Here is a 24749-nt window from a genome sequence, read left to right as displayed (position 1 = left end):
CACGGTCCTCTCTCGGCGCGGCGTCGAGACCACGTCGTCCCGGCGGTGGAACCGGTCCATGCCATTCACCTCGCTGGCTGTCCCACCTCCTCACCGGTCGGTGACCCGTAGCCGCAGCAGCCGGGCCGACAGCGGAGCGGGTAGCTTGACCTCCACCGCCGTCCCGCCGTCGACGACGGCGGCCGCCTGACTGCCCCAGGTCGGGAACAGGATCTCGACCCCGCCGGCCGCACTCAGGCCGGGCAACGGCACGCGCAGCGCCTCCTCCGTTCGCCCGCCGCCGACGGCCGGGCGCCGCCACACCGCGAGGTACAGGTCGGCGCCGTCGCGCGCACCCTGGACGATCCACGGGTCGCGCCATCCCGGCAGTCCGAGCGGCCACACCGGGACGGAGCGCGCCGCGGCCCGTCGCACGTCGCGGTGCACCGCGAGGGCCTGGCGGACGATCTCGCGCTGTCCGGCGTCCAAGGTGTCGATCCGGCCTGCGAGGTGGACCCGCGAGAGCAGCGCGGTGACGAGCGAGAACGCGATCTCCTCAGCGGTCATCGCCCCGTCCACCGACGCCCACACCCCCGCCTGCTCTGGTGCGATCGCCAGCGGCGCGGCCGCCGCGATCGGCGGCATGAGGCGAAAGTCCTGCTGGTCGGTCAGGGACTGGGCGGGGAACACCGCCCCGCCGGCCGCGTCGGTGCGGGAACCACCGGCCGCGCACCCCTCGACGACCAGGCCCGGGTGCCGGTCCATGACGGCGGCAACCCAGCAGAGCATCGCGCGGCCGTGCTCCAGCAGCCCGTTGCCGACCGGCTGCCCGGCGCCGGCATCGGTCCCGGGACCGATGTCGACGTTGTAGTCGAGCTTGAGGTAGGCGAGGCCGAAGTCTTCAACGAGTCGGTCGACGACCCCGTCGAGGTGGGCACGGGCCGCGGGGTGGCGTAGGTCGAGCTGTTGGCGGCCCCACTCGGTGACCCGGTGCCCGCCGCGTTGGAAGAACGCCTCGGGCGGCAGGGTCCGGGCCACCGGGCTGCGCACGCCGACGACCTCGGGCTCGAGCCACAGGCCCGGCCGCATGCCGAGGTCCCGGATGCGGTCGATCACCGCGCCGAGGCCACCGCCGGGGAACCGGTTGGTCGACGGCTGCCACGCGCCGACCGAGTCCCACCAGCCGCCGAACTCGTCGTCGTACCAGCCGGCGTCGATCACGTAGCACTCGGCGCCCAGGTCGGCCGCCGCCTCGACGAGAGGCAGGACGCGGTCCGTCGTCGGGTCGGACATGAGTCCGTTGAGGAAGTCGTTGTAGACCACCGGCAGGCGGTCGTGGTCCGGGTGCGCCCGACGCCGGCGACGCCGGTCCGCGGTCAGGGCGGCACCGAGTGCGCCCAGCGTCGCCGCACGGCCGTGGGGGTGGCCGGGGACGACGGCGAGGCCGACCGGCACGGTGTCGAACGAGGTCGCGGGCCCCACCCGTCCGGCCCACTGGTGCTCGGCCGCCGTCGGGCCGGTCACGAGCAGGTAGACGTCCCCGTACCGGTCGCCGAGCTCGGCGTGCCAGGCGCCGTTGGTCTCCGCCTGCCAGGCCACCATCCGCCCGGTCCGGGTGTCCTCGACGATGCCTTGCGCCAGGTGCTCGGAGGTCGACCAGGCACCGGTGGAGGTCAGCGCGACCCGGTTCTTGGAGCCGATCTGCCCGTAGCGGACCATTTCGACGTCGACCAGGCCGCGCTCGGCGAGCGTGGCCCGGTGCCAGCGGAACTCCCCGCTCCACGGGTTGGCCGCCTGCCAGACGCCCAGGTCGTTCTCCCAGCGCGCTCCGTGCCCCAGCCCGCCCAGGGCGCTGGTGGTCGCGTGGTCCAGGACCGCCTCGCGGACGGCGGTGACCCGCGCCCGGGACCACACCACCGGGATGCCGTCGGCGGCCTCGTAGGCGACGGTTGCCCGCAGCCCGGTCCCGTCCTCAGCCACGTCCAGCTCCAGGCGCGAGACGTTCCCGTCCCGCAGCTCCCGGTGCCCCGTCAGCCGTAGCCGCTGCGCCGCGGCGCCGTCGACGTGCCGTTTGCCGGCGGTGCCCGTCCTGCCGTCACCGAGGACGGCGACCTCCAGGACCGGCAGGGCGGAGCGGCGCAGGCCCGCCAGGTCGGGCCGGGCCTCGGACGTGTGCCAGAGCGCCACGAGCCGGGGCGCCGCGTCCGGGCCGTGTGCGACGGCGAGCCGGACGACGTCGTTGCCCCACTCCAGGTATTGCTCGTCGGCATCGGGGACGCCGGGCAGGGTGACGGTCACGCGATCACCCCGGTGACCGGGTCGATCGTCCACCGATCGCGCCACACCAGCTCGGCCCGGCCCTCCTCGATCCGCAGGGGTAGCCATACCGGCGCCGAGTGGTACAGGTCGTCGGGATCCCACCGGTCGCCGACGTACACGTGGCTCGTCGTCTCGCTGCCGTGCACGGGCACGACGACGGAGATCTGGGAGTCGTACGTCGCCGACCCGGGCGGCGCGAAGTCCCGCCACTCGGTCCACGGTCCGGCAGGGGACGGTGCGGTGGCGTACTGGTTGTCGTTGGTGGCCCAGCCGGTCAGGTCGGACCCGAACAGGTAGTACCGACCGCCGGTTTTGACCATCGTGGGCGACTCGTAGCCGTGGGGCCCGGCCGGGTGGTTGCCGGGAGCGGTCAGGGTCGTGGCGACGGTCTCCTGCACCGACAGCAGGTCCGGGGCGAGGCGGTAGACGTGCAGGCCGTGCTCCCGGTCCTCGCTGAGCAGGTAGCCGGTGCCGTCGTCGTCGGCGAAGACGCCGATGTCACGGCTGAGGTTGCCCAGCGGTCGCTCCGAGCGCAGGTAGGTGTACGGACCCTGGGGCCGGTCGGCCACCGCCCACCCGAGCCGGGCGTCGGAGTAGTCCGCGGAGTCGACGTGGAGCAGCATCACGTACGCGCCAGCGCGGTTGCGCAGCACCTTGGGCCGTTCGACCACCCGCCCGGGTGCGAGGTCGCCGATCGTCTCGTCGACGTCGAGCGCGTGCCCGTGGGACGTCCACGTCGCCAGGTCCGGCGAGGAGTAGCAGGCGACGCCACCGAACGTCCCGCCGTGGGTCTTGTCCTCGCCCCAGGCCCAGAAGACGCCGTCGTACCGCTGGATGCCGACACCGTGCAGCTGGGCGACCTCGCCGTGCTGGTCGACGAAGAGCCTGCCGGGCGCGACAACCCCACGCGGGGCGTACGAGGGCACGGTCAAGGGAAGCCTCCGGGAGAGGGTGGGAGCCGATGACGGGTGGGGCGTCACTTGAGAGAGCCGATGGTCACGCCCGAGCGCCAGTACCGCCGCATGGCGATCATCAGCAGGACCATCGGGATGGTGGAGACCAGAGAGCCTGTGATGACGAGGCCCGTGAGGTCGTACTGACTGTCGATCCCGCGCCGCAGCCACGAGTACAGGCCCAGCATCACGGGCCACTTGTCGGAGCCCTTGAGGAACACCAGAGGCCACATGAACGTGTTCCAGGTGGCGACGAAGTGCAGCAGGAAGATCGTCGCGCCCGCGGTTGACATCATCCGGGCTCCCATGGAGAAGAAGATCCGGTACTCCCCCGCCCCGTCGATCCGCGCGGCCTCCATGAGCTCGCTTGGGACGGCGCCCTCGGCGTAGACCTTCGCGAGGTAGACCGAGAACGGCCCGAACATGCCCGGCAGGATCATCGCCCAGATGGTGTCGTAGAAGCCGATCCTGGTGAACAGGATGAAGGTGGGAACGATGAGCAGGCTGCCGGGAATCAGGAACGAGCCGATGATGAGACCCATCGTCAACCCGCGCCCGCGATAGCGGTACTTCGCGATGCCGTACCCGGCAGCGAGCGCGACGGCCGTCAGGCCGAGTGAACTGAGTCCCGAGTAGACCACGGTGTTCCACAGCCACCGCGTGAAGATGCCGTCCTGGTAGGTGAACAGCGCCTGCAAATTCTCGAAGAGATGGAACTCGGTGAACCACATGCCATTGCTGCGGTAGAGGTCGCCCCGGCTCTTGGTCGCCGAGACGAGGAGCCACCACAGCGGTGCCACGGCGTACAGGGCAAGCAGCACCAGGACTCCGAGCACGACCCACCGGGAGGAACCGCGGGCCACAGCGGCGGACGAATCGTCGGTACGACGGCGACGGCGCCTCGTCGGCACCGCGACACCCCCGTCGTGCGCGGCGGGCACAGTCGCGTCGGTGACGGTCGCGTCGCTCATGGTTGCTCCTTGTTCATCACGCGGTAGATCACGGCCGACGCCGCACCGACCACGACAGCGAAAATGATCGACAATGCCGTGGCGTAGTTGAGGTTGCCCACCTGGAACGCCTGGTTGTAGATCATCATCGCGGGGGTCAGGTCTTTGCTGATCGCCTCCGGCGCCACCGCGCGGAAGAGCAGGGGTTCGTTGAACAGCTGGAGTGTTGCGATGATCGACAGCAACGAGGTCAGGACGAGCGATCCACGCACGAAGGGCACCTTGATCGACAACGCCAGTCGAAGCTCGGACGCACCGTCAAGGCGCGCGGCCTCGAAGATCTCGTACGGCACGGACTGCAGCGCGCCGTAGAGGATCAGCATGTTGAACCCGAACGCACCCCACAGCGCGAGGTTGCCGATCGAGACCCAGAACAGGTCGGCGGAGTAGAAGTTCGGGTGGAGACCGAACAGCTCGAAGAACTGGGTCAGAGGCCCTACCGCCGGACTGTACTGGTAGATCCAGATCAGCGTCGCGATGATCCCGGGGACCATGTACGGCAGCAGAAGCACAACGCGGAACCGTGCCGCTGTCCGCCTCCGCGCAGCGTCCAGCAGCAAGGCGGCGCCCAGACTGAGGAGCTGGGTCACTGGTACAGCGATCAGCGCGTAGAGGAACACGCGCAGCATCCCGCTCCAGAACACCGGGTCCTGGACGCCGGCCACGAAGTTGTCCAGCCCCACGAAGGAGACGGTCTGGCCTCCGAAGCCCAGCCCCGACGACTTCGTGGCGAACACGCTCTCCCGTAGCGCCATGACGACGGGCACCAGCACGAAGAGCGCAAACCCGGCGAGGAACGGGAACGTCAGCGACGCCCCCTTCAACGCCTCGACAGTGCGCCAGCGCAGGCGTGGCCCGCGGAGGGAGACACCGGGACCGCCCTCGTTCCGGCTGATGGTCCCGGACGCGGTCCGGTCGGTGATGGCGGTCATCGGCGTCCTCGCCTCGCGATCGTGATCAGCTGGCCTTGTGGGCGATGCCCTTGGCGTCGAGGTCGGCGATCACGAAGTCCTGCACCGCCCGGAGCGCCTGCTCAACGGTGATCTCCCTGGCCACGGCCTTGCCCCACTGGTCCTGCATCTCCGGGAACCATGCGTCGTAGTTCGGGCCGAGCTCGAACTTGCCGATGACCCGCGCCTGCGCCTCGACGATGACGTTGCCGGCCTGCGCATTGTCGACGAAGAGGCCATCGGGGATGATGTCCTTGACGTAGGGCGAGGGGTCGGAGATCTGTGTCGGGAAGCTGACCGCGCCGGTCTCCTTGTTGCGGCCCGCCTTGATGCCCTCCGGGGACGCCACCCAGGCGACATAGGCCATCACGGCGTCGGGGTGCTCGCAGCCCACCGGAACGAACGACGGCTGCGTACGGCCGGGAGCGACCGGCTTGCTGGCACCCGCGAACTGCGGGATCGCGGTCGCTGTCCAGTCACCCGCCGATGCGGTGAGGTTGGTCTTGAGCCCGGTCAGGGACCACCACTGCGTCGGCGTGGAGGCCATTTTGCCGGAGTCGAAGTACGCGTACAGCGCCGGTCGGTCCTGGTATGTCTGGTTCGACACCAGGTCGTCGTTGATCAGCTGCTGGATGATGTTGGCCGCCTTGAGCGTGCCTTCGTCGCGGAAGTTCACGACCCACTGGTCGCCGTCGATCGCGAACCACTCGGCACCCGCCATCTGGGACAGATTGATGAGCGTGGTGGGGTCCTCGCCCGCGAGGTTGGTGACGTCGATGCCCTTGGCCTTGAGCGTGTGGCCCGTCTCGACGAACTCCTCCCACGTCGTCGGAACCGACACGCCGGCCGCGTCGAAGGTGGCCTTGTTGTAGATCAGGAATTGGCCGTCGGAGCCGGTCGGGGTGCCGTAGTAGCGGTCGTTGACCTTCGCCGATGCGAGCGCGCCCTCGCTGAAGACGTTCTTCAGGGGCGTGACCGCGTCGGTGATGTCCTGCGCCCAGCCGTTGACCACCGCCGTGGTGAGCGGTCCGAAGCCCTGGACCAGGCACGGCAGCTGCTGGCGGGCCTCGAAGGCGTTGCGGAAGTTCGTCTGGGTCGCGACGTTGTCGGCCTGTAGCACGTAGGTGGCCTTGACCTCGTCCTGAGACGCGTTGAACGCATCGACCATCTGCTTACCGACCTCGGCGTCCCAGCCCCAGATCTCGATGGACACGAGGCCTTGCGGCTTGGGTTCCGCGCCAGAGCAGGCAGCCAGGCTCAAGGCCGCCGCCGCGGCGATCCCCGCCGAGACCCAGCGGGTGCGGTTGATCCTCATCAGCTCTCTCCTTCGAGACCGCCTGTGCGCCTCCCCGTCACTCCGTCGAACTGGGAGTCGTTCTCACCGGCATACGACACCCCTGCCGACGCCGCCGGCAGGGTCGTTCCGACATCCCCGCCGTACCGTTCACCAATGAGCATCCGCTCGGGATATCGTTATCCTATGGAATCGCGGGAGAGTGTAAAGAGCTCGTTACCAACTCGTTGCCAGCGGGCAAGCGACGCCTGACGCGACGTGGGAAAACGATGCTCCGCGCCAGCCCGCTATCCTCGATCCATGAGGACGCAGAAGGGCTATCGCGCACCGGTGCTGGCCGACGTCGCCCGCGAGGCTGAGGTGTCCGTGCCGACCGTCTCGCGCGTCCTCAACGGGACCAAGTACGTCGCCCCCGAGCTCGCTCAACGGGTCCACCGTGCGATCGCGACGCTCGGCTACCGGCCGAACGAGGCCGCCCGCTCCATGCGGTCGGGCCGGCGCACCCTGGTCTCGGTGCTGTCGGGAGCCACGGCAAACTACGGGTACGCGCGCACCCTGCAAGGCATCGAGACGGCCGCCCGACGCGCCGGGATGTCGGTGACGATCACCGTGGTGGCGTCTGGCGGTGACGACGACCTCAAGCGGTCGGTAGACCTCGCGCTCGCACAGCCCACCGCCGGTGCGATCGTCCTGGAGTTCGACAGGGCCGGGATCAATGCTCGCCACCTGCTCCCGGACGGCCTGCCCGTCGTGGTGGCCGGAGGCGGGTCCCGCCGCCCGGGCGGGATCCCGGCGGCGCTCATCGACGAGCGCACCGCGGCCCGGGAGGCGACCGCGTACCTGCTGCGGCTCGGGCACCGCACGGTCCACCACGTCGCCGGGCCGACCGCGGGGAAGCATTCGGGCCGCACCGACGGCTGGCGTGCCGCGCTGACGGCGGTGGGCGCGAGCGTGCCGACGGTGATGAACGCCGAATGGGACGCCACATCCGGCTACCGCTGGGGCGAACGGATCGCCGGACGCGACGACGTGACCGCCGTGCTCTGCGGCAACGACGAGATCGCCATCGGGCTCATACGTGCCCTGTCTGACCGTGGGGTCCGCGTCCCCCAGGACGTCTCCGTCGTCGGGTTCGACGACCAGCCCCTGGTCGCCATGTGGCGGCCGTCCCTGACCACTGTCGACCAGGACTTCGAGGATCTCGGAGAACGGGCGTTCGGCCTGCTGGAACGACTCATCGACGGCGATGGCGACACGGCCTCCAGCGTCGTCGTGCCCCAGCTCGTCGTGCGTGAGTCGACCGCAGCCCCCCGCGGGTGAACCGCGTCCGTACCGGTGGCTCCGACCCTCTTGCGCAACCGTCACTCTCCCGGGATAACGTTATCCCAACCGATTGCCCGAACCCTCGGAGCTTCCGATGACGGACCGGCTGCGCGTGTCGATGACGATGCGCCCCGCCTCGCTCGCCGACCATCTCTTCGACGTTACGCTGCGGCACCGTGTGCGGGCCGTCGCGGACCTTCACCACGTGGTCCTCGACGAGCTCGACTCCGCGGCCGCGCGGGACGCGCTCGCGACCACCGACGTGCTCGTCGCCGGGTGGGGCGCACCACGGCTGACCGACGAGGTCCTTCAGGCCGCGCCCCGGTTGCGGGCCGTGCTCGCCGCGACCGGCAGCGCCGGACACATGCTGGGCCGCGCAGCCCGGGGCCGCGGGCTGCTGCTGACGAACGCCAGGAGGGCCAACTCGCGGCCAGTCGCAGAGTTCGCCACCGCGGCGATCCTGCTCGCGGGCAAGCGCGCCCTGCCCGCGGCACGCCTGTACGACCGCCGTCGCGACCTCATCGACCGCGAGGCCGAGCTGACGACGGCCGGCAACAACGGCGCCCGGGTCGGGATCGTGGGCGCATCGTCCACCGGCCGCCTGACGATCGACCTGCTGCGGCCCTTCGACCTGAAGGTCGTCGTCCACGACCCGTACCTGAGCGACGCCGAGGCTCGGTCGCTCGGGGTCGAGGTCGCGGGGCTGGACGAGCTGATGCGGACCTGTCCGGTGGTATCCGTCCAGGCGCCAGAGCTTCCCGAGACGCGCGGGATGATCGGCGCCGCCCAACTCGCCGCGATGCCGGACGGCGCGACCCTGATCAACACCGCCCGCGGTTCCCTGGTCGACAGCGACGCCCTCGTCGCCGAGCTGCGCACGGGCCGCATCGACGCCGTCCTCGACGTCACCGACCCCGAGCCGCTCCCGCCGAACCACCCGCTCTGGGACCTGCCGAACGTGCTGCTCACTCCGCACGTGGCCGGCTCGATCGGCAACGAGCTGCTGAGACTGGGCGAACGTGTGGTCGTCGAGCTCGAACGGCTGGCCGCCGGCCTGCCGCCCCTCGACCCCGAACCTCTGCCCGCCACACCGGAGGCCTGAGAATGCGCGCGAGGATCGCGTCCGGTCGCGGCCGCTACTCCGACCCGTGGCACCCCTATGAGCTCACCTCCACACGGCTCGCCGACATCCTGGCCGAGACCGGGTTCGAGGTCGCCGTCGACGCTGTGGACGAGGCGATGACGCGTCTGGACGGCGTGGACCTGCTGGTTGTCGATGCCGGGGACCCGTGGCGCGGTTCCCAGGCCGACGCGCTGCCCGCCGAGGCCTCGGTGGACGGCCTGGACAGAGCGCTGGAGCGGGGCACCGGCGTGCTCGCGCTGCACGCAGCCGTCTCGTCCCTGCGGGACTACCCCGCCTGGGCACCGGCGACAGGGGCGGTGTGGATACCGGGCCTGTCGTGGCATCCGCCCGCCGGGACGACGACGGTCCACGTCCTCGCGTCGCCGGCCGGACCGGACCCGCTGGCCGGCCTCAGCGACTTCGACGTCGTGGACGAGCGGTACCTGCGCCTGCAACGACTCGGCCGCTCGACTGTCGTGGCCGAGTTCACCCACGACGGTGTGCGATACCCGGCCGCCTGGGTGCGCACGCACGGGCGCTCACGGATCGCGGTCGACGTCCTCGGGCACGGCTTGCCCTCCTATGCCGCCCCGGGCCACCGGACGCTGGTCCAGCGCCTGGCGCGTTGGGCCGCCGGCGCGCACTGACATCCCGCCCCAACCCCTGAACACAGAGAAAGGTCTCGTCGTGCCCTCGACTGCTCCCACCGCCGTGATCGACCTCGATTTGCCCGGCCCGGTCGTCTCCCGCCATGTCTACGGCCACTTCGCCGAACACCTGGGCCGGTGCATCTACGGCGGATTCTGGGTCGGCGAGGACTCGCCAGTCCCGAACGTCCGCGGCATCCGGACCGACGTCGTCCAGGCGCTGCGGGCAATGCACATCCCGAACCTGCGCTGGCCCGGGGGCTGCTTCGCCGACGACTACCACTGGCGCGACGGCATCGGCCCGCGCGACCAGCGGCCGCGGATGGTCAACTCCCACTGGGGCGACGTGGTTGAGGACAACTCCTTCGGCACCCACGAGTTCATGGACCTGTGCGAGCTGCTCGGGGCCGACCCGTACGTCTCTGGCAACATCGGGTCCGGGTCGGTCCGCGAGATGTCCGAGTGGATTGAGTACCTCACCCGCGGCGACGACTCCCCGATGGCGGCGCTGCGCCGCAGCAACGGCCGCGACGAGCCCTGGCGCGTCCCGTTCTGGGGCCTGGGCAACGAGGCATGGGGGTGCGGCGGGCACCTGCGCGCCGAGCAGTTCGCCTCAATGGCCCGGCAGTACGGCACCTACGTGCGCAACCACGGTGACAATACCGTCTACCGCATCGCCGCGGGCGCCGCCGAGGATGACTACCACTGGACCGAGACGCTGATGCGCTCGTTCGACGACCTGACCGGACCCGACTCGCGACCCGGGCCGTTCCAGGCCATCTCGTTCCACTACTACACGATGACCGGATCCTGGGGGGACAAGGGCTCGGCCACCCGGTTCACGACCGACGAGTGGTACCTCGCCCTGTCCCGGGCGGCGCACGTCGATGAGCTGCTCACCCGCCACTCGACGGTGATGGACCGCTACGACCCGCATCAGAAGGTGGGGCTCGTGCTCGACGAGTGGGGCACCTGGTGGAACGTCGAGCCGGGCACCAACCCCGGGTTCCTGTACCAGCAGAACGGCCTACGCGACGCCCTGGTCGCCGCAGTCCACTTCGACGCCTTCCATCGCCATGCCGACCGCCTGGTGATGGCCAACATCGCCCAGACCGTCAACGTGTTGCAAGCCATGATCCTCACCGACCCCGACACCGGTGCCCTGGTGCTGACCCCGACCTACCACGTATTCGAGATGAACACCGCCCACCACGACGCGCACGCGCTGACCGTGCACCTGCGTGACGTCCCGACCACCCACGCCGGGGACCGTCCGTTCCCCACGATCTCTGCGTCGGCGACCGTCACGGACGACACGGCCCTGGTATCCCTGTCCAATCTCCACGCTCAGGACGCGACCACGCTCGTGCTGGACCTGCGCGGCCGCGACGTCACCGGCCACACCGCCCGCATCCTCACCGCCCCGAGCCTCGAGTCCCACAACACCCCTGCTGCACCCACCGCCGTGGCGCCCACCACCCACGACGGAGTCCGCCCGCACCCACGCGGCCTCCAGGTCGACCTGCCCGCCCACGCCTACGTCACCGTCTCGCTCGATCTGGCCTGATGAAGCGGAGAGGAACCACCTGGAGGTGTGAAGCCGCTCGTCCGTACGCCGACAACGAGTGAGCTGCCTGATCAGGTCGTCACGGTCAAGCAACGCAGCGATTTGATCTCGAGGCGGCGGCGCCCACGCCGACCGTTGTCCCGAACGGGTGACCGCAGGGCCCTTCTCGTTGTCCCAACCGCTGCTCGTCGCACGGACGACGACGGAGTCGGCGTGCGCGTTGAGCGCTTCCAACCGAGTGAACACGCCGCGCTGTCGGCCGTGGTCGGTCAGAAGGTCGGCGAGTGCGGCTCTATGCACAGTACCGAGCACAGCGGGCTGAGGCGACACGTAGTGCCCGGTGGGCGGCCGTCGCCGACCTGGCCACCGGACCGGCCCCGCCAGGACACGCCCTGGCGGTCGCTGACCATGAGTCGGCAGCGGAACCCACCACTGCCATTGCCTCCCTCCTCGACATGACGATGGTCGACGCGGTAGCGAGGCGAATCGGGCTGGACGGTTGGACCGTCTCGGCACCTGGCGGGCAGCACCTGCCCGGATCCTTGATCGACGTCGAGATGTATCCGGCGGTTGACGACGGCCGCATCCTCGCCACCATCGCCTACGCCGCTGCCGAGCTGCGGTGGCGGCGGGTTCAGCGTCGGCTCGTTCGGGCGCGTCGACATACCGGACCGTGAGGGTGTCTTCGCGCTGGGCTCGTGGCAGGCCTACCGGTGGCTGCTGGGAACCGACCAGGACAGCCTGCTGCTCATTCCCCGCGCTTACCAACTGGACGCGATCACCGCGGCGGTGCTGTGGGCGGTGGCAGCGCAGGATAAAATCATACTATTATTAAAATTCGTAAGCTTGTTTTCTCCCCCGACGGTTGACCGACCCTCCCGCGCCACCGATAGTTAGTATGATAACTTCCGCCGCGTCAGAGGAGCGACCTGCGTGTACGCCATCTCCCCCGCGGAGCCTGATCCACCGTTGCACGGACATCTGGACATGGGCGATCCCTCGGACCGGGCCGATGCGATCGGCGCCACCTCCCGGTACCTCACCCGGGGCGGACGGCCCTGGCTCCCGGTGATGGGTGAGTTCCACTACTCGCGGTATCCGGCCGCCGAGTGGCGCGAGGAGTTGGCGAAGGTACGTGCCGGCGGCGTCACCATGGTCGCCACCTACGTCTTCTGGATCTACCACGAGGAGGAGCGCGGCGTCGTCGACTGGTCCGGTGACCGCGACCTGCGCCGCTTCGTCACCGAGTGCGCCGACGTCGGCCTCGACGTCGTGGTGCGGATCGGGCCGTGGGGGCACGGCGAGTGCCGCAATGGCGGGTTCCCCGACTGGGTGCAGCATGCGGGCCTGCGCACGCGTACTGACGATCCGGCCTACCTCGCCATCGTGCGCCCGTGGTTCGCCCAGATCGCCGCGCAGCTGACCGGTCTCGACCGAGCCTGGGGCGGTCCGATCGTCGGTATCCAGCTGGAAAACGAGCTGTACGACCAGCCCGACCATCTGCTGACCCTCAAGCGGCTGGCCCGGGAGGTGGGGCTTGACGCTCCGTTGTGGACCGCCACCGGGTGGGGGCACGCGCAGCTGCCGCCGGACGAGGTTCTTCCGCTGTTCGGCGGCTATTCCGAGGCAGCCTGGGACAGCGCCCACGACGGCTGGCCGCAGCAGGCGAGGGCACACTACTTCTTCGGTCCTGGGCGCGACGACGACTCGATCGGCGCCGACCTGCGCACCACGCCGTCCCCGGTCGACGGCGACGAGGCTCATCTGATGCGCTACCCCTTCGCCACCTGCGAACTCGGCGGTGGGATGTACACCTCCTACCACCGCAGGCCGGTCGTCGAGCCCGACGACATCGCCGCGCTGGCGCTGGTGAAACTCGGCAGCGGCTCGGCGTGGCAGGGCTACTACATGTACCACGGCGGCTCGATGAAGATCGGCCGCCGCTCGACGCTGCAGGAATCGCATGCGACCGGCTACCCGAACGACTGCCCGCTCGTCACCTACGACTTCCAGGCACCGCTGGGCGAGTACGGCCAGTTCCGCGAGAGCTGGGCGCGGCTGCGGATGCAGCACCTCTGGCTCGCCGACCACGGCGCCGCGCTTGCCCCGATGACGTTGTCCATGCCCGACGACGCACCGACCGACACCGCCGACCGGTCGACGCTGCGCTGGGCGGTCCGGTCGGACGGGCACTGCGGCTACCTCTTCGTCAACAATCATCAGCCGGTGGAGACGCTGCCGGACCACCATGATGTCCAGTTCGGCGTCGCCCTTGCCGGCCGGGAGATCGTGGTACCTGCCCAGCCGGTTACCGTCGCGTCCGGCGCGTACTTCGTGTGGCCGCTGCGCCGGCCGATCGGCGAGGTCACCCTGGTCAGCGCCACCGCTCAGCCCGTGTGCGACATCGTCGTCGACGGCGTACCCACGGCCGTACTCGTTCAGACCGGCGGCATCGGCGTCGAATTGACGTTTGATGGCGAGGAGATCGGCTCGGTCGACGGCACAGGCACCGCCGTCCACGACGGTCAGGACGTGCGGGTCACCGGCCTGCAACCGGGGACCGGCTGCCGTGTTCGCGTCACGAGCCGGACCGGAGGTGTCGCCGACATCCTGATCCTCGACGAACGATCCGCGCGGCAGTTGACCCGGGGACGGTGCTGGGGCACCGACAGGCTCGTGGTCAGCGCGGCCCCGGCCCTCGTGACCGACGACGGAGTGGTTGTCTACACGCCGCCCGCCGACGCGGAGATCCTGCTGTATCCGCCGCTGAGTCCGGCCGACACCACCGACGGGCTGTTCGGACGGTACGCGATCGGAGGTCGGCAGGCAGCACCAGTGCCGGCTCAGGTGCGCTCTCTTTCGCCGGCGGGGCCAGCGCGGGAACCGGTGATCGACCCGGTCTCGGGCAACGCGTCCGCGCCGACCGACGACAACTTCGCGGCGGCGGCCGTGTACGAGGTCCCGATCCCGCCCGAGGTTCTCGACCACGCGGACGAGACGCTGCTGCGCGTCGACTGGACCGGCGACGTCGGACGGGCGTACATCGGCGACACGCTGGTCGCCGACCACTTCTGGTACGGCTCGACGTGGGAGATCGGCCTGCGGCGGTTCCGTGACCTGCTGCGCGACCAACCGCTTCGGCTGCACCTGTTGCCGCTGCGAAGGGACGCCCCCGTGTACCTGTCACCGCAGGTGCGTCCGACCGACCACGTCGCCGGCCAGGTGCTGCAGCTGCGTTCGGCATCGTTCGTACCGGTTTCCCGGGTGACGGTTAAGCCGGCAGCCCGATGAGTTTGCGGAACAACGCGCTCGGCCGTCGGCCCGGTGATCACCACCGTTCGGGCCGGCACTACCCGGGCACGTGCCGGCGGTGCTCGGCATGCTGGCCGACCCCGGGATCGGAGTGGTGGAGATGCCTCTGACGAAACCGGATGCATGAACGTCCTCAACGCCCCCAGTGTCCGGGCCGCGTCGACCTTGGAGCCGCATATCTGGTGACCTCCGCGTTCATACCGGAGGTGAGCGCGGCCAGGACCGACGCCGGTGTAGCGGTGATGTGCGGTGCGTCGACCGCGACGGAGATCCTGGCCGCAGCCCGGCCGGGCGCTGGCCAAGGTGTTCCCGATCGGGACGGCCGGCGGCGTCGATCCCGCACGGGCGATCCGAACACCGCTGCCGGACATTCCGCTCGTGCCCCCGAGGCGTCGGCGTCGCTGGACGGAGCGCAGGTGGCCGACCGGCTGGACCGCTCGGCCACCTGCGGAACCTTCGCCATGTCGACTGTCGCTGACCGGGAGGGTCCGCCGGCACGCGGCGAACTCGGCCGGCTGGGCGGGCGTCTACGGTGAGCCGGCCGGTCAGCCGGTCGTGGCAGGTGCCGCAGCCAGGCGACCGACCGCCTTTGCCTCCTCGACATCGTCGATCGACTTGCCAATGAGTGCACGCATGCACGTTTCGGCGACCTTCGGGCGTTGCCGACGGACCGCGAGGAGCACCTCGGCGTGCTTGTCGGTGGATTCGCTGGTCAGGACCGAGTGAACGAACTGGTCCCGCAACCGCAGCCCGACCTCGATGACGGCCGACATCTGGATGAGCAGTTCGTTGTGGGTGGCGCGGAGCAGCGCGTGGTGAAACGCCAGGTCGGCCTCGACGTGCTGCACGGCCCGTTGACCGGTGGCGGCCCACATGGCCGCGAGGGCGTCCTCCAGCGCGGCGAGATCACGGTCGGTACGGTGTGTCGCGGCAAGCCGTGCGGCGGCCGGTTCGACGGTCATGCGGACCTCACCGAGTTCGTCGAGGAACCGCTCGTCGACTCCTTCGGCGAAGCGCCAGCGCAGTATGTCGGGGTCGAGCAGCGTCCACTGCTCACGCGGGGCGACGAACGTGCCGCGACGCGGGCGGGCACCGACAAGGCCCTTCGCGGCCAAAACCCGCAGCCCTTCGCGGACCACGGTACGAGAGACACCGAACCGCTCCTCCAGGGCGACCGTGTCGAGTGCGGCGTCGGGCGCCAGTTCGCCGGTAACGATCGCGGTGCCCAGCGCGGCCACCAGCCGCCCGTGCGCACCGCCCCTGCCGTACTCGACCATGCGCGAATCATGCCATGGACCTGCTCCGTCGCGATACAGCTACCCACCGCTAAAGGCATACTACTGGCGAGAATTAGTAGCATTATTGGTTGACAGCGCGTGTCGCTGGAGCGCATGATTCCTCCACTTGCCCGGCCCCGCACACCCACCTCTTCCAGGCCGGATGCGCGAATTCTCGTGAAGGAGACCTTGGATGACCGGCTACTCGCGCCGCAGGTTCCTGCGGGCAACCGCGCTCGCCGGCAGCGGACTACTCGCCGCGCCGTTGATGTCCGCCTGCGGCGACGACGGCGGGGACGCCGTCGAGTCCGGAGCGGTCACGATCGACTTCTGGACGCATGACCCGGGCTACGAGAAGACGTTCACCGAAACCGCGAAGGCGCTCACGGACGGCGCCGGTGGCTCAAAGTTCGACTACACCCTCAACATCACCAAGAGCGACAGCGACGCACTGGTCACCCGCATGATCTCGCAGGGCGCCGCCGGCTCCGGAACGCCGAACATGCTCGGCATCGTCATCAGCGTCTTCCCCCGGGTGATGGCCGGCGGAATCGCGAAGCAACTCCTCACCCCGCTCGACGACATCATCGCCCCGGTCAAGGACGACCTGCTCCGGACAGCGCCGTACACGGTCGATGGCAAGGTGTACGCGCTGGAGTCCGACACCTGCGTGAGTGTGCTGTACTACCGCGAGGACGAGTTCGCGAAGAACGGTATCCCGACGGATGTCGCCACCTGGGAGGAGCTCGCGACGGTCGGCGCCGGCCTGCACGCGCGCACCGGCCAGTCCCTCGGCGTCGTCGCCACCGGCGACAACACGTCCATCACCAACCAGTACCTGCAGTTCCTGCTGCAGCGCGGTGGCGGCTTCTTCAACGACAAGGGTGAACTCATCCTCGACAGCCCCGAGGCCGTGCAGACCATCGAGTTCATGGCCAAGGGTCTACAGTCGGGCTTCCTGCTCGGTGTCCCGGACCCGTACGGCGCGCCGAACACGGCCGCGCTCAAAGAGAACCGGCTCATCGCGATCGCGATGCCCAACTGGTACAACGTCTACGGCCTGCAGACCAACGTGCCCGACCAAAAGGGCAAGTGGCGCATGCGGACACTGCCAAAATTCCAGGGCGGCGGGCACATCGGATCTTCGCTCGGCGGCACCGGCTTCGCGGTGGTGGAGGACAAACCCGCCACTGCCGCCTCGATCGAACTGCTGCGCTACACCTACCTCACCAAGGAGGGCCAGCTCGCCCGGTTCAAGGCTGGCGGCTTCCTGCCCACCCTCGCAAAGCTCTACAACGACCAGGACTTCACCGGCTACGACGACCCCTACCTCGGCCAGCGGGTCTTCGACGTCTACACCCCCGCGGCCAAGGACCTGCCCACCTTCTACCAGAACCAGAACCTCAACCTGCTCACCGACTCCTTCGGCGGCCCACTGCTGGAGGCACTGCAGGGCAAGAAGAGCCCCGGCGATGCCATCAAGGAGGCGGTCGACGCGTACAAGAAGAAGGCGAAGTAGCGGTGGCCGCGGTCGTTGAAACGCGCCAGCGGGCCGCAAGGCTCCGATCGCCCCGGCACGGCTGGATCCCGTACGCGTTCATCTCGCCGTTCTACGTGCTGTACGGACTGTTCCTCGTCGTCCCGATCGGCGTCGGTGTGTACCTCAGCTTCACCGAATGGGCCGGTCTGGGTTCGCCGTTGTGGATCGGGACGGAGAACTACCAGCGACTCTTCGCCGACGGCAGTTTCCGGACCGCGGTCACCAACACCGCCATCTACGTCACTTTCGCCGTGCTTGTCGTGGTGCCGGCCGCGCTGCTCATCGCCCAGGCGCTCAACGCCCGCGGGCTGCGTGGCCGGGATCTGTTCCGGTTGACCTACTTCACCCCGGTGGTGCTGTCCCCGGTCATCATCGCGATCGTCTTCACGCTGTTCTACGACCGTGAGTACGGACTGCTCAACGCCGCTCTGCGCGGCTTCTTCGGCAACGGTGGCATCGACTGGCTCGGTGACCCGACCTGGGCGAAGGTCAGCGTGATGCTGCTGGTGTTATGGCGCTGGACCGGTTACCTGACCATCTTCTTCCTTGCCGGCCTACAGAACGTGCCCCGGGGACTGTACGAGGCCGCCAAGCTCGACGGGGCCGGGCCGATCCGCGTGTTCTTCAACATCACCATGCCGATGATGCGGCCGGTCACCGCATTCGTCGCGGTCACCGTGATGGTCGGTACCGCCCAGATCATGGAAGAGCCGTACCTGCTCACCCGCGGCGGGCCGGGTGAGGCCACCCTGCCGGTCGCGCTGTTCATCTATCGGGAGGCGTTCATGCGCCAGGACCTCGGCTACGCCGCAGCAGCCGGCGTGGTCATGTTCGCGATAGTGTTCGCTATCGGCCGCACGGCGAACGCACTGTTCGGTGTGGGGCGGGAACGGTGAGTGCGCCGGCCCGCGAGGCGCCCACGACAACAGCGCCCGCCCGCAGACCCGGGCCCGCCACCCGGCGCGAATCCCGGACCCGACCCGGCCGCTGGCTGCTCTACGCGTTCCTGGTCTCGCTGGTCGCCGTGTTCATCGGGCCGATGGTGTGGGCGCTGAGCTCGTCGTTCAAACCCCGCGGCGACATCTTCGGCTACCCGCCATCGCTGCTGCCCAGCCCGTTCACTCTCGACAACTACACCCGGCTCCTGGACACCCAGCCGTTCTGGTCGTGGTTCGCCATCAGCACCGTGGTGGCGCTGGTCTCGACCACAATATCCGTCTTCGTCTGTGCGCTGGCCGGTTTCGCGTTCGCCAAGTACCGCTTCCGCGGCAAGACGGTGCTCTTCGACATCATGTTCAGTTCGCTCATGGTGCCGTTCGCCGTCATTGTCGTGCCGCTGTTCGTCATGCTGGTCAGAACCGACCTCAACAACCCATGGTTCGCCCTTGTCGTCCCGTGGCTGGCGCCGGCGTTCGGCATCTTCATGATGCGCCAGTACATCGAACAGAGCGTGCCGGACGAGGTGCTGGAGTCCGGCCGCGTAGACGGCGCGTCGGAGTTCGGGCTGTTCCTGCAGATCGTCCTGCCGTTGCTACGGCCGGCGCTCGGCGCGCTCGCGGTGTGGAGCTTCCTCGGCACGTACAACAACTTTTTCTGGCCGCTGATCGTCATCAGTAACGACGACCAGTACACGCTGCCGCTGGGTATCCAGTCCATCTACGCCGCCGAGGCGCGGCAGGTCGACCTGGTCCTTGCCGCATCCGTTCTCGCCGCGATCCCCAGCCTGCTGCTGTTCAGCTTCCTCCGAAAGCAGCTCCTCGAAGGACTGACGGCCGGCGCCGTCAAGAACTGAAAGGCACGTTGTGGACCACTCCACGGACCGGCTCACCATCACGTTGTGGGATTTCACCTGGTACACCCGCACCGGTGTCGGGGAACCGTTCGAAGACCTCGACGCCGCGTTCGCCGCGGCCGTCGAGCGGGGCTACAACACCGTGCGGATCTGTGCCATGCCGTTCCTGCTGTTCCGCTCCGGGCTCGACACCACCGCGCTGACCTTCACCGGCCTCGGTGGCGACTTCGGGCAGCGCACCCGGTGGTACGACGTGCACGGCACCGCCACGATCGACGGCAGGGCGCATCTACTGGACCTGTTCCGGGCCGCCGCCCGGCGTGACTGCCGCATCATCGTCTCCAGCTGGGAGTACCAGCAGAGTGCGGCGTTCCTGGCCGTTCCGGACTGGCACGCGGCGCTGTGCGCGGTGCCGCCCGCCGATCGGCTCGGCGAACTCAGCGACGCGCTCGCCGACCTCGTCGACTTCGTCGCCGCGCACGGACTTGCCGACCGGATCGCGTTCGTGGAACTGCACAACGAGGTCCAGTTCAGCCGACTCGCCGACGTTGCCGGCGCCGGCGTCGATCCGGTGCAGGCACTGCAGCCGTACCTGGTCGCCGGGATCGACCGGTTCAAGCGCCGCCACCCGGACGTGCGCGTCGCCGCCAACTACGCGCGCGTGCCGGTGGGAGCCATGCGGTTCCTGCCGACCAACACCGACGTCGCGGTGTTCCACCCTTACGTCAACGGCGTCCTCGACGAACTGCACGACACATTCGCGCTGCGCACCACCGCCCGCCCCTTCCCACAGGAACTCGCCGGGCGCGAGCTGCTACGACCCGACGCACCACCACTCGAGGAGTGGCTACCACCGGAGGCCGACCGCTGGCGCCTCTCCGCCACCGTCGTCAGCAATCGCGAGGTGTACGTACACGACTGGTGCGACCCCGACAGATGGGACCGCTGGCTGTACGACCGGTACGCCGTCCACCGCTGGGGAATGGTGACGACCCTGCGGTTGTGGATGGCCGCAGCCGCTGACTGGGCCGCGGCACATAACGTGCCGTTCGCCCTCGGTGAAGGCTGGATCGGATACACACCGCTGCACGGAACGTTCGAGGAGGGCCCGGTGGGTGCGCAGTTCTGCCGCGACGCGGTCGACCTGGCCGCCCGGCTCGGAGCCTGGGGGACCGTTGTATGTTCCAACGCCGCACCGCACCATCCGATGTGGGCGGACGTCGACCTACAGCGCGAGCTGAACGCCGGGTTCACCGCATGACCGAGCACTCATGCGAGGTTATCGGCAGGCAAGGCCGTCCCTGTCAGGGCGGGTCGCCAGGAAGCGATACGCCGTCATGACCGGTCGACGGTTCGAGGGCAAGGTCGTGCTCATCACCGGCGAGGCCTCCGGCATCGGCGCCGCTGCGGTCGCCCGGTTCGCCGCCGAGGGTGCGCACGTCGTCCTCCTGGACATCGACGACGACCGCGGACAGGCCCTCGCCGCGGACACCGGCGGACTGTACGTCCACTGCGACGTCGTCTCCGCCGCCGATTCGGACACCGCGGCCGCAACCGCCCTCGACCGGTATGGGCGAGTCGACGTCGTGTTCTCCAACGGTCCCGGACGGATCGTGCGCACCGTTCCCGTACACGAACTCACCGAAGAGGAATGGGACAGGCAGGTCGCCGTCACCCTCAAGGCCGCCTACCTCGCCGCCCACACCCTCTGCCCCTACTCACACAGACAGGCGGTTCGCTGATCCTCACCTCGTCGGTGCACGCCAGCGTCGGCGTGCCCGGCTGCGCCCCGTACGCGGCGGCCAAGGGCGGCCTGCTCGCCCTGGCCCGCCAACTCGCTGTCGAATACGCCCCGCGCCTGCGGGTCAACGCCGTTGTACCCGGACCGATCCGCACTCCCGCGTGGGACGACATCGATGCGGCCGGCGTCGCAACCACCATCCGCGAGACGCCCGCCGGGCGCCTGGGTGATCCCGCCGACATCGCCGGCGCCGTGGCCTACCTCGCCTCCGCCGACGCGGGGTTCGTCACCGGCTCAACCCTCACCGTCGACGGCGGCTGGGCGATCTCCACCTCCTCCTCCTGACAACCGCAAAGGTGACCTCATGAAAATCGTCTCGATGGACACGTTCCTCGTCCCGCCGCGCTGGCTCTTCCTCCGCGTGCGTACCGACGAAGGGATCACCGGGTGGGGCGAGCCGGTCGTCGAGGGCCGCGCCGAGACGGTCCGGGCCGCCGTCGCCGAACTCAGCGACTATCTCATCGGCGAGGATCCACTACGGATCGAGCACCACTGGCAGGTGCTCACCAAAGGCGGCTTCTACCGCGGCGGCCCGGTGCTCTCCAGCGCGGTCGCCGGGATCGACCAGGCCCTCTGGGACATCGCCGGGAAGACCTACGAACAGCCCGTCCACGCACTGCTCGGCGGCGCCGTCCGTGACCGCGTCCGGATGTACGCCTGGATTGGCGGCGATAGACCCGCAGACGTCGCTGCCCTCGCCCGTCAACAGATCGACGCCGGCTTCACAGCAGTGAAGATGAACGGCTCGGGCGAGCTCACCCACATCGACACCCCACGACGCACCGCCGAAGTGGTCGAACGTGTCGCCACCGTCCGTGACGCCATCGGACCCGACAACGACCTCGTCGTCGATTTCCACGGCCGCGCGTCCACCGCGATGGCCAGGCGGCTGCTGCCCTTGCTCGAACCCTACCTCCCCCTGTTCGTCGAGGAGCCCGTCCTGCCGGAGCACACCGGCAACCTCGCCCCCCTCGCCGCCTCGACCGCGATCCCTCTGGCCGCCGGCGAACGGCTCTACTCACGCTGGGACTTCCGAACGCTGCTGACCAGCGGTGCCGCCGTCGCGCAACCGGACGTGTCACACGCCGGCGGCATCTCCGAGGTCAGACGTATCGCCGCAATGGCCGAGGCCTACGACGTGACAATGGCACCGCACTGCCCGCTCGGTCCGATCGCCCTCGCGGCGAGTCTGCAACTGGCCTTCGTCATCCCGAACTTCCTCATCCAGGAACAGAGCGTCGGCATCCATTACCACGCCGGCAACGACCTCCTCGACTACCTCGTCGACACCCGCCCGCTCCGTTTCCACGAAGGCCACGCCGCACGCGGCACCGCGCCCGGGCTAGGCATCGAGATCGACGAGAACGCCGTCATGAGGGCATCCGAAATCGGTCACCGCTGGCGCAGCCCGATCTGGCGACACGCCGACGGCTCCCTCGCCGAGTGGTAGCGGAGACGGTCCTCGACACCAGGATCGCACCGCAGATCACCCGGGCGCTCCTTCGAGCTCAACTCGTCCATGGTCGGCACCGCAACCACCACCCCCACGGTCGCCGCGTCTTCGGGACGGGGCTGCCGGGCCGCGGTCCTGTTTCAAGAGTCGCGTCGACCGGAACGACCCGCCGGGCCGGCTCTTCCTGAGCACGGGAGAGCCGAAGATGCCTCGGGCCGCCCCGCGGATCCGGGCGGGGCTCGACAGCGGCGCCGCCGCCGCGGGTGCCACTGTCCGGACCCCTCGTCGAGCCAGCGGTAGACCAGTCCGTCGATGTCACAACCAGACAGTCGACGGTGAGCTACGACTCCAAACTAAACGAAGGCATGTGGCCGACTTCCGTCCTCGCCGCCGTCCGCCCGGTCCGTCCCGGCGTCGCGTACCGCCCAGGAACGGCCGGTTCCGACGCCTCGCCCGAGGACGGTGGCCTTGCCGGTGAGCCGGTTCCCGTCCACCGAGCAGGCGCCAAGGAGTTCGCAAACAAGCGTACGATTCCAAGAATAAGTAAGATTATCTCTTGACAGGGCCGGACCCCTCACGCCACGCTGTGGTTCCGCCACCAACACGCCGCGCTGGCACACCCCCGCCTAACGACGTGCGTCCGCCTCACCGAAGTGCGCCCGCCGACACCACGGTGCCGGCGCGAAGAGAGCGACCGCCATGCACGCTGAGCAACTCACCGCCGCCATCGCGGAACACGCCGAGGGTCCGGTCTGGCACGACGCCGACGGAGTGCTGCGATGGGTCGACATGCTGGCCGGCGACGTCCTTGGTCTCTCGCCCAACCGCGCGATGGCCAGCCGCCACCACGTTGGTGACAATGCGGCTGGCCTGCGCCCCCGCGCCCGGGGCGCCCCCGCGGGCGCGGGGGCGCGAGACTTGTCTTCCCGGCGAGCGCCGGCACGATCCGCATCCCATCACCGTTCCGGACCGGCCCACCGGCGAGAATGAGCGGCGGCGGCCCGGATCCCGAGGTGTTCCACACCGGCTCGACGGCCTGTGATGCACGAGCCGGTGTGGGCCGAGCCCACCGCTTCGCGCCCTACGGCGGCTGAGCCGTCATGTCCTGAGTACTTCGACCTGCCGGACCGCTGCAGTGGCAGGTAATCGCTTACATGCGTGGCAACAGGATCTCTCACGTTGATGCCCCGTGCCAGGGCCATCACCGAGCCACGGCCGTAGTAAGCGTTTTATTGACTACACCTCGCGCCCGCCATACATTGGGATCATTCGATGTTCGCCAGTGGTTGGCCGACACCTCGTCGACGCCACTTTCCCGGCGGACAGCCACCGACGAAGGGAGCCACGATGACCGACAGCACACCGACCGGCCCTGCTCGCATCCCACGGCGTAGCGTCCTGCTCGGCGCCGCCACCGGCGCCGGTGCGATCGCCCTAGGCGCGGGTGCCCTCGCGCCCCTGGCACACGCGGCAGCCTTCGTCAAGGGCGCGGACATCAGCTGGCTTCCCCAGATGGAGGCACGGGGCTACTACTGGAACAACAGCGCCGGGGTCCGTCAGGACCTGATCGCCATCCTCAAGGGATACGGGATCACCGCCGTCAGCCTGCGCACCTGGGTCAACCCGTCCAACGACCCGGCCAACGGGCACTGCCGCATCGAGGAGACCGCCCAGATGGCGAGGCGGTGCAACGACGCCGGGATGCAGGTACTCATCGGCTTCCACTTCGGTGACACGTGGAACTCGGTCGGCGTGCAGAACCCACCGGCGGCCTGGGCCGGCATGAGCTACAGCCAGATGCGCCAGGCCATGTACGACTACGTCTACCGCTCCTGCAACGTCATCAAGCAGCACGGCGTCACGCCGGCATGGATAAAGATCGGCAACGAGACCAACTCCGGAATCTGCAAACCGACCGGCAGCATCAGCCGACCGGCCCAGATGACCGGCCTGCTCAACGCTGCCTACGAGATGTCCAAGCAGGTCTTTCCCAGCACGCCGGTGCTTGTGCACCTGGCCCAGCCGCAGAACCTGGCCAGCGTTCAGAACTTCCTCAACGCCTATCGCGACAACGGCGGGAGGTGGGACATCACCGGCCTGTCCTCGTATGGGCAGGGCGGCAACGTGGCACCGATCGTGGCGAACATGAGGACAATCCAGACCAGCTACGGCAAGCCGATCATGCAAGTCGAATACGGCGGACCCGTCGGCAAACCGACCCAGGTTCGAGACTCCTTGCGAGCATTCATCACCGGAATCAAGGGCTTCGGCGGCCTGGGCACCTTCTTCTGGGAACCCCAGGGCTACCCGTCCTTCAACTACTACAACAGTTCCGCCTGGGACGAGGCCAGCCGGCGCCCCACGGCGGCCATGGACGGATTCCTCCACGTCTGACCGTGCTCTCCCGAA

General features: G+C 69.1%; 18 protein-coding genes and 1 pseudogene. 13 read left to right on the top strand and 6 right to left on the bottom strand.

The features are described 5' to 3' along the window. Positions 1-90: 90 nt before the first annotated feature. The 5 genes from ACQEVC_RS24305 to ACQEVC_RS24285 are packed head-to-tail and all read right to left on the bottom strand — an operon-like array spanning position 91 to position 6526. A complete protein-coding gene (locus ACQEVC_RS24305) occupies positions 91-2277 on the bottom strand; it encodes a glycoside hydrolase family 36 protein (RefSeq protein ID WP_432881479.1) in 2187 nt (728 codons plus the stop codon). Further along, a complete protein-coding gene (locus ACQEVC_RS24300) occupies positions 2274-3224 on the bottom strand; it encodes a family 43 glycosylhydrolase (protein WP_432891672.1) in 951 nt (316 codons plus the stop codon). Before ACQEVC_RS24300 ends, ACQEVC_RS24305 begins: the two co-directional genes overlap by 4 nt. 50 nt (positions 3225-3274) lie before the next feature. Beyond that, the gene (locus ACQEVC_RS24295) at positions 3275-4222 is read right to left on the bottom strand and encodes a carbohydrate ABC transporter permease (protein ID WP_432881477.1); all 948 of its coding nucleotides are present in this window, start codon (positions 4220-4222) and stop codon (positions 3275-3277) included. Further along, entirely contained in the window at positions 4219-5193 is a 975-nt protein-coding gene (locus ACQEVC_RS24290; protein WP_432881475.1) for a carbohydrate ABC transporter permease, read from the bottom strand. Before ACQEVC_RS24290 ends, ACQEVC_RS24295 begins: the two co-directional genes overlap by 4 nt. Positions 5194-5218: 25 nt before the next feature. Beyond that, complete coding sequence (locus ACQEVC_RS24285) at positions 5219-6526, bottom strand: ABC transporter substrate-binding protein (RefSeq protein ID WP_432881470.1); 1308 nt, start codon at positions 6524-6526, stop codon at positions 5219-5221. A gap of 279 nt (positions 6527-6805) precedes the next feature. Here ACQEVC_RS24285 and ACQEVC_RS24280 point away from each other — a divergent pair, with 279 nt between their 5' ends. The 6 genes from ACQEVC_RS24280 (at position 6806) to ACQEVC_RS24255 (ending at position 14456) form a co-directional block, all read left to right on the top strand. Then, positions 6806-7825, top strand: a complete 1020-nt coding sequence (locus tag ACQEVC_RS24280) for a LacI family DNA-binding transcriptional regulator (protein WP_432881468.1) — start codon at positions 6806-6808, stop codon at positions 7823-7825. A gap of 97 nt (positions 7826-7922) precedes the next feature. Beyond that, a complete protein-coding gene (locus ACQEVC_RS24275; RefSeq protein ID WP_432881465.1) occupies positions 7923-8930 on the top strand; it encodes a hydroxyacid dehydrogenase in 1008 nt (335 codons plus the stop codon). A gap of 2 nt (positions 8931-8932) precedes the next feature. Continuing rightward, complete coding sequence (locus ACQEVC_RS24270) at positions 8933-9598, top strand: ThuA domain-containing protein (protein WP_432881462.1); 666 nt, start codon at positions 8933-8935, stop codon at positions 9596-9598. A gap of 40 nt (positions 9599-9638) precedes the next feature. Next, the gene (locus ACQEVC_RS24265; protein ID WP_432881460.1) at positions 9639-11165 is read left to right on the top strand and encodes an alpha-N-arabinofuranosidase; all 1527 of its coding nucleotides are present in this window, start codon (positions 9639-9641) and stop codon (positions 11163-11165) included. A 570-nt stretch (positions 11166-11735) separates the two neighbouring features. After that, a complete protein-coding gene (locus ACQEVC_RS24260; protein ID WP_432881458.1) occupies positions 11736-12062 on the top strand; it encodes a hypothetical protein in 327 nt (108 codons plus the stop codon). Positions 12063-12152: 90 nt separating this feature from the next. Next, positions 12153-14456, top strand: a complete 2304-nt coding sequence (locus ACQEVC_RS24255) for a beta-galactosidase (RefSeq protein WP_432881455.1) — start codon at positions 12153-12155, stop codon at positions 14454-14456. 566 nt (positions 14457-15022) lie between these two features. Here ACQEVC_RS24255 and ACQEVC_RS24250 read toward each other — a convergent pair. After that, positions 15023-15715, bottom strand: coding sequence for a FadR/GntR family transcriptional regulator (locus ACQEVC_RS24250; RefSeq protein ID WP_432881452.1), 693 nt, complete (start codon positions 15713-15715; stop codon positions 15023-15025). A gap of 232 nt (positions 15716-15947) precedes the next feature. On the opposite strand from ACQEVC_RS24250, the gene ACQEVC_RS24245 reads away from it, so the two are divergent. From ACQEVC_RS24245 to ACQEVC_RS24215, 7 genes and pseudogenes are all read left to right on the top strand, one after another. Further along, a complete protein-coding gene (locus ACQEVC_RS24245) occupies positions 15948-17273 on the top strand; it encodes an ABC transporter substrate-binding protein (protein WP_432881450.1) in 1326 nt (441 codons plus the stop codon). A 2-nt stretch (positions 17274-17275) separates the two neighbouring features. Then, positions 17276-18190, top strand: coding sequence for a carbohydrate ABC transporter permease (locus ACQEVC_RS24240; protein WP_432881448.1), 915 nt, complete (start codon positions 17276-17278; stop codon positions 18188-18190). Positions 18191-18318: 128 nt separating this feature from the next. Further along, on the top strand, positions 18319-19086 hold the full coding sequence (locus ACQEVC_RS24235) for a carbohydrate ABC transporter permease (RefSeq protein ID WP_432881445.1): 768 nt from the start codon (positions 18319-18321) through the stop codon (positions 19084-19086). A 10-nt stretch (positions 19087-19096) separates the two neighbouring features. After that, complete coding sequence (locus ACQEVC_RS24230; RefSeq protein WP_432881442.1) at positions 19097-20347, top strand: cellulase-like family protein; 1251 nt, start codon at positions 19097-19099, stop codon at positions 20345-20347. Positions 20348-20357: 10 nt separating this feature from the next. After that, a pseudogene (locus ACQEVC_RS24225) lies at positions 20358-21172 on the top strand (SDR family NAD(P)-dependent oxidoreductase). 19 nt (positions 21173-21191) lie between these two features. Next, positions 21192-22337: a galactonate dehydratase gene (gene dgoD / locus ACQEVC_RS24220; RefSeq protein WP_432881439.1), complete on the top strand. Its 1146-nt coding sequence runs from the start codon at positions 21192-21194 to the stop codon at positions 22335-22337. 1350 nt (positions 22338-23687) lie between these two features. Continuing rightward, a complete protein-coding gene (locus ACQEVC_RS24215; RefSeq protein ID WP_432881436.1) occupies positions 23688-24734 on the top strand; it encodes a glycosyl hydrolase 53 family protein in 1047 nt (348 codons plus the stop codon). Positions 24735-24749 lie beyond the last annotated feature (15 nt).

It is taken from the genome of Plantactinospora sp. CA-294935 (assembly GCF_050936445.1).
In the GTDB taxonomy this organism is placed as follows: domain Bacteria; phylum Actinomycetota; class Actinomycetes; order Mycobacteriales; family Micromonosporaceae; genus Plantactinospora.
This window is presented reverse-complemented; position numbering and strand designations above follow the sequence as displayed.

What these genes read in the sequence shown, in the direction of transcription:
- ACQEVC_RS24290 (WP_432881475.1), bottom strand. Translation starts at nt 5,193, where the DNA reads ATGACCGCCATCACCGACCGGACCGCGTCCGGGACCATCAGCCGGAAC.
- dgoD (WP_432881439.1), top strand. Translation starts at nt 21,192, where the DNA reads ATGAAAATCGTCTCGATGGACACGTTCCTCGTCCCGCCGCGCTGGCTC.
- ACQEVC_RS24280 (WP_432881468.1), top strand. Translation starts at nt 6,806, where the DNA reads ATGAGGACGCAGAAGGGCTATCGCGCACCGGTGCTGGCCGACGTCGCC.
- ACQEVC_RS24285 (WP_432881470.1), bottom strand. Translation starts at nt 6,526, where the DNA reads ATGAGGATCAACCGCACCCGCTGGGTCTCGGCGGGGATCGCCGCGGCG.
- ACQEVC_RS24275 (WP_432881465.1), top strand. Translation starts at nt 7,923, where the DNA reads ATGACGGACCGGCTGCGCGTGTCGATGACGATGCGCCCCGCCTCGCTC.
- ACQEVC_RS24215 (WP_432881436.1), top strand. Translation starts at nt 23,688, where the DNA reads ATGACCGACAGCACACCGACCGGCCCTGCTCGCATCCCACGGCGTAGC.
- ACQEVC_RS24255 (WP_432881455.1), top strand. Translation starts at nt 12,153, where the DNA reads ATGGGCGATCCCTCGGACCGGGCCGATGCGATCGGCGCCACCTCCCGG.
- ACQEVC_RS24295 (WP_432881477.1), bottom strand. Translation starts at nt 4,222, where the DNA reads ATGAGCGACGCGACCGTCACCGACGCGACTGTGCCCGCCGCGCACGAC.
- ACQEVC_RS24270 (WP_432881462.1), top strand. Translation starts at nt 8,933, where the DNA reads ATGCGCGCGAGGATCGCGTCCGGTCGCGGCCGCTACTCCGACCCGTGG.
- ACQEVC_RS24245 (WP_432881450.1), top strand. Translation starts at nt 15,948, where the DNA reads ATGACCGGCTACTCGCGCCGCAGGTTCCTGCGGGCAACCGCGCTCGCC.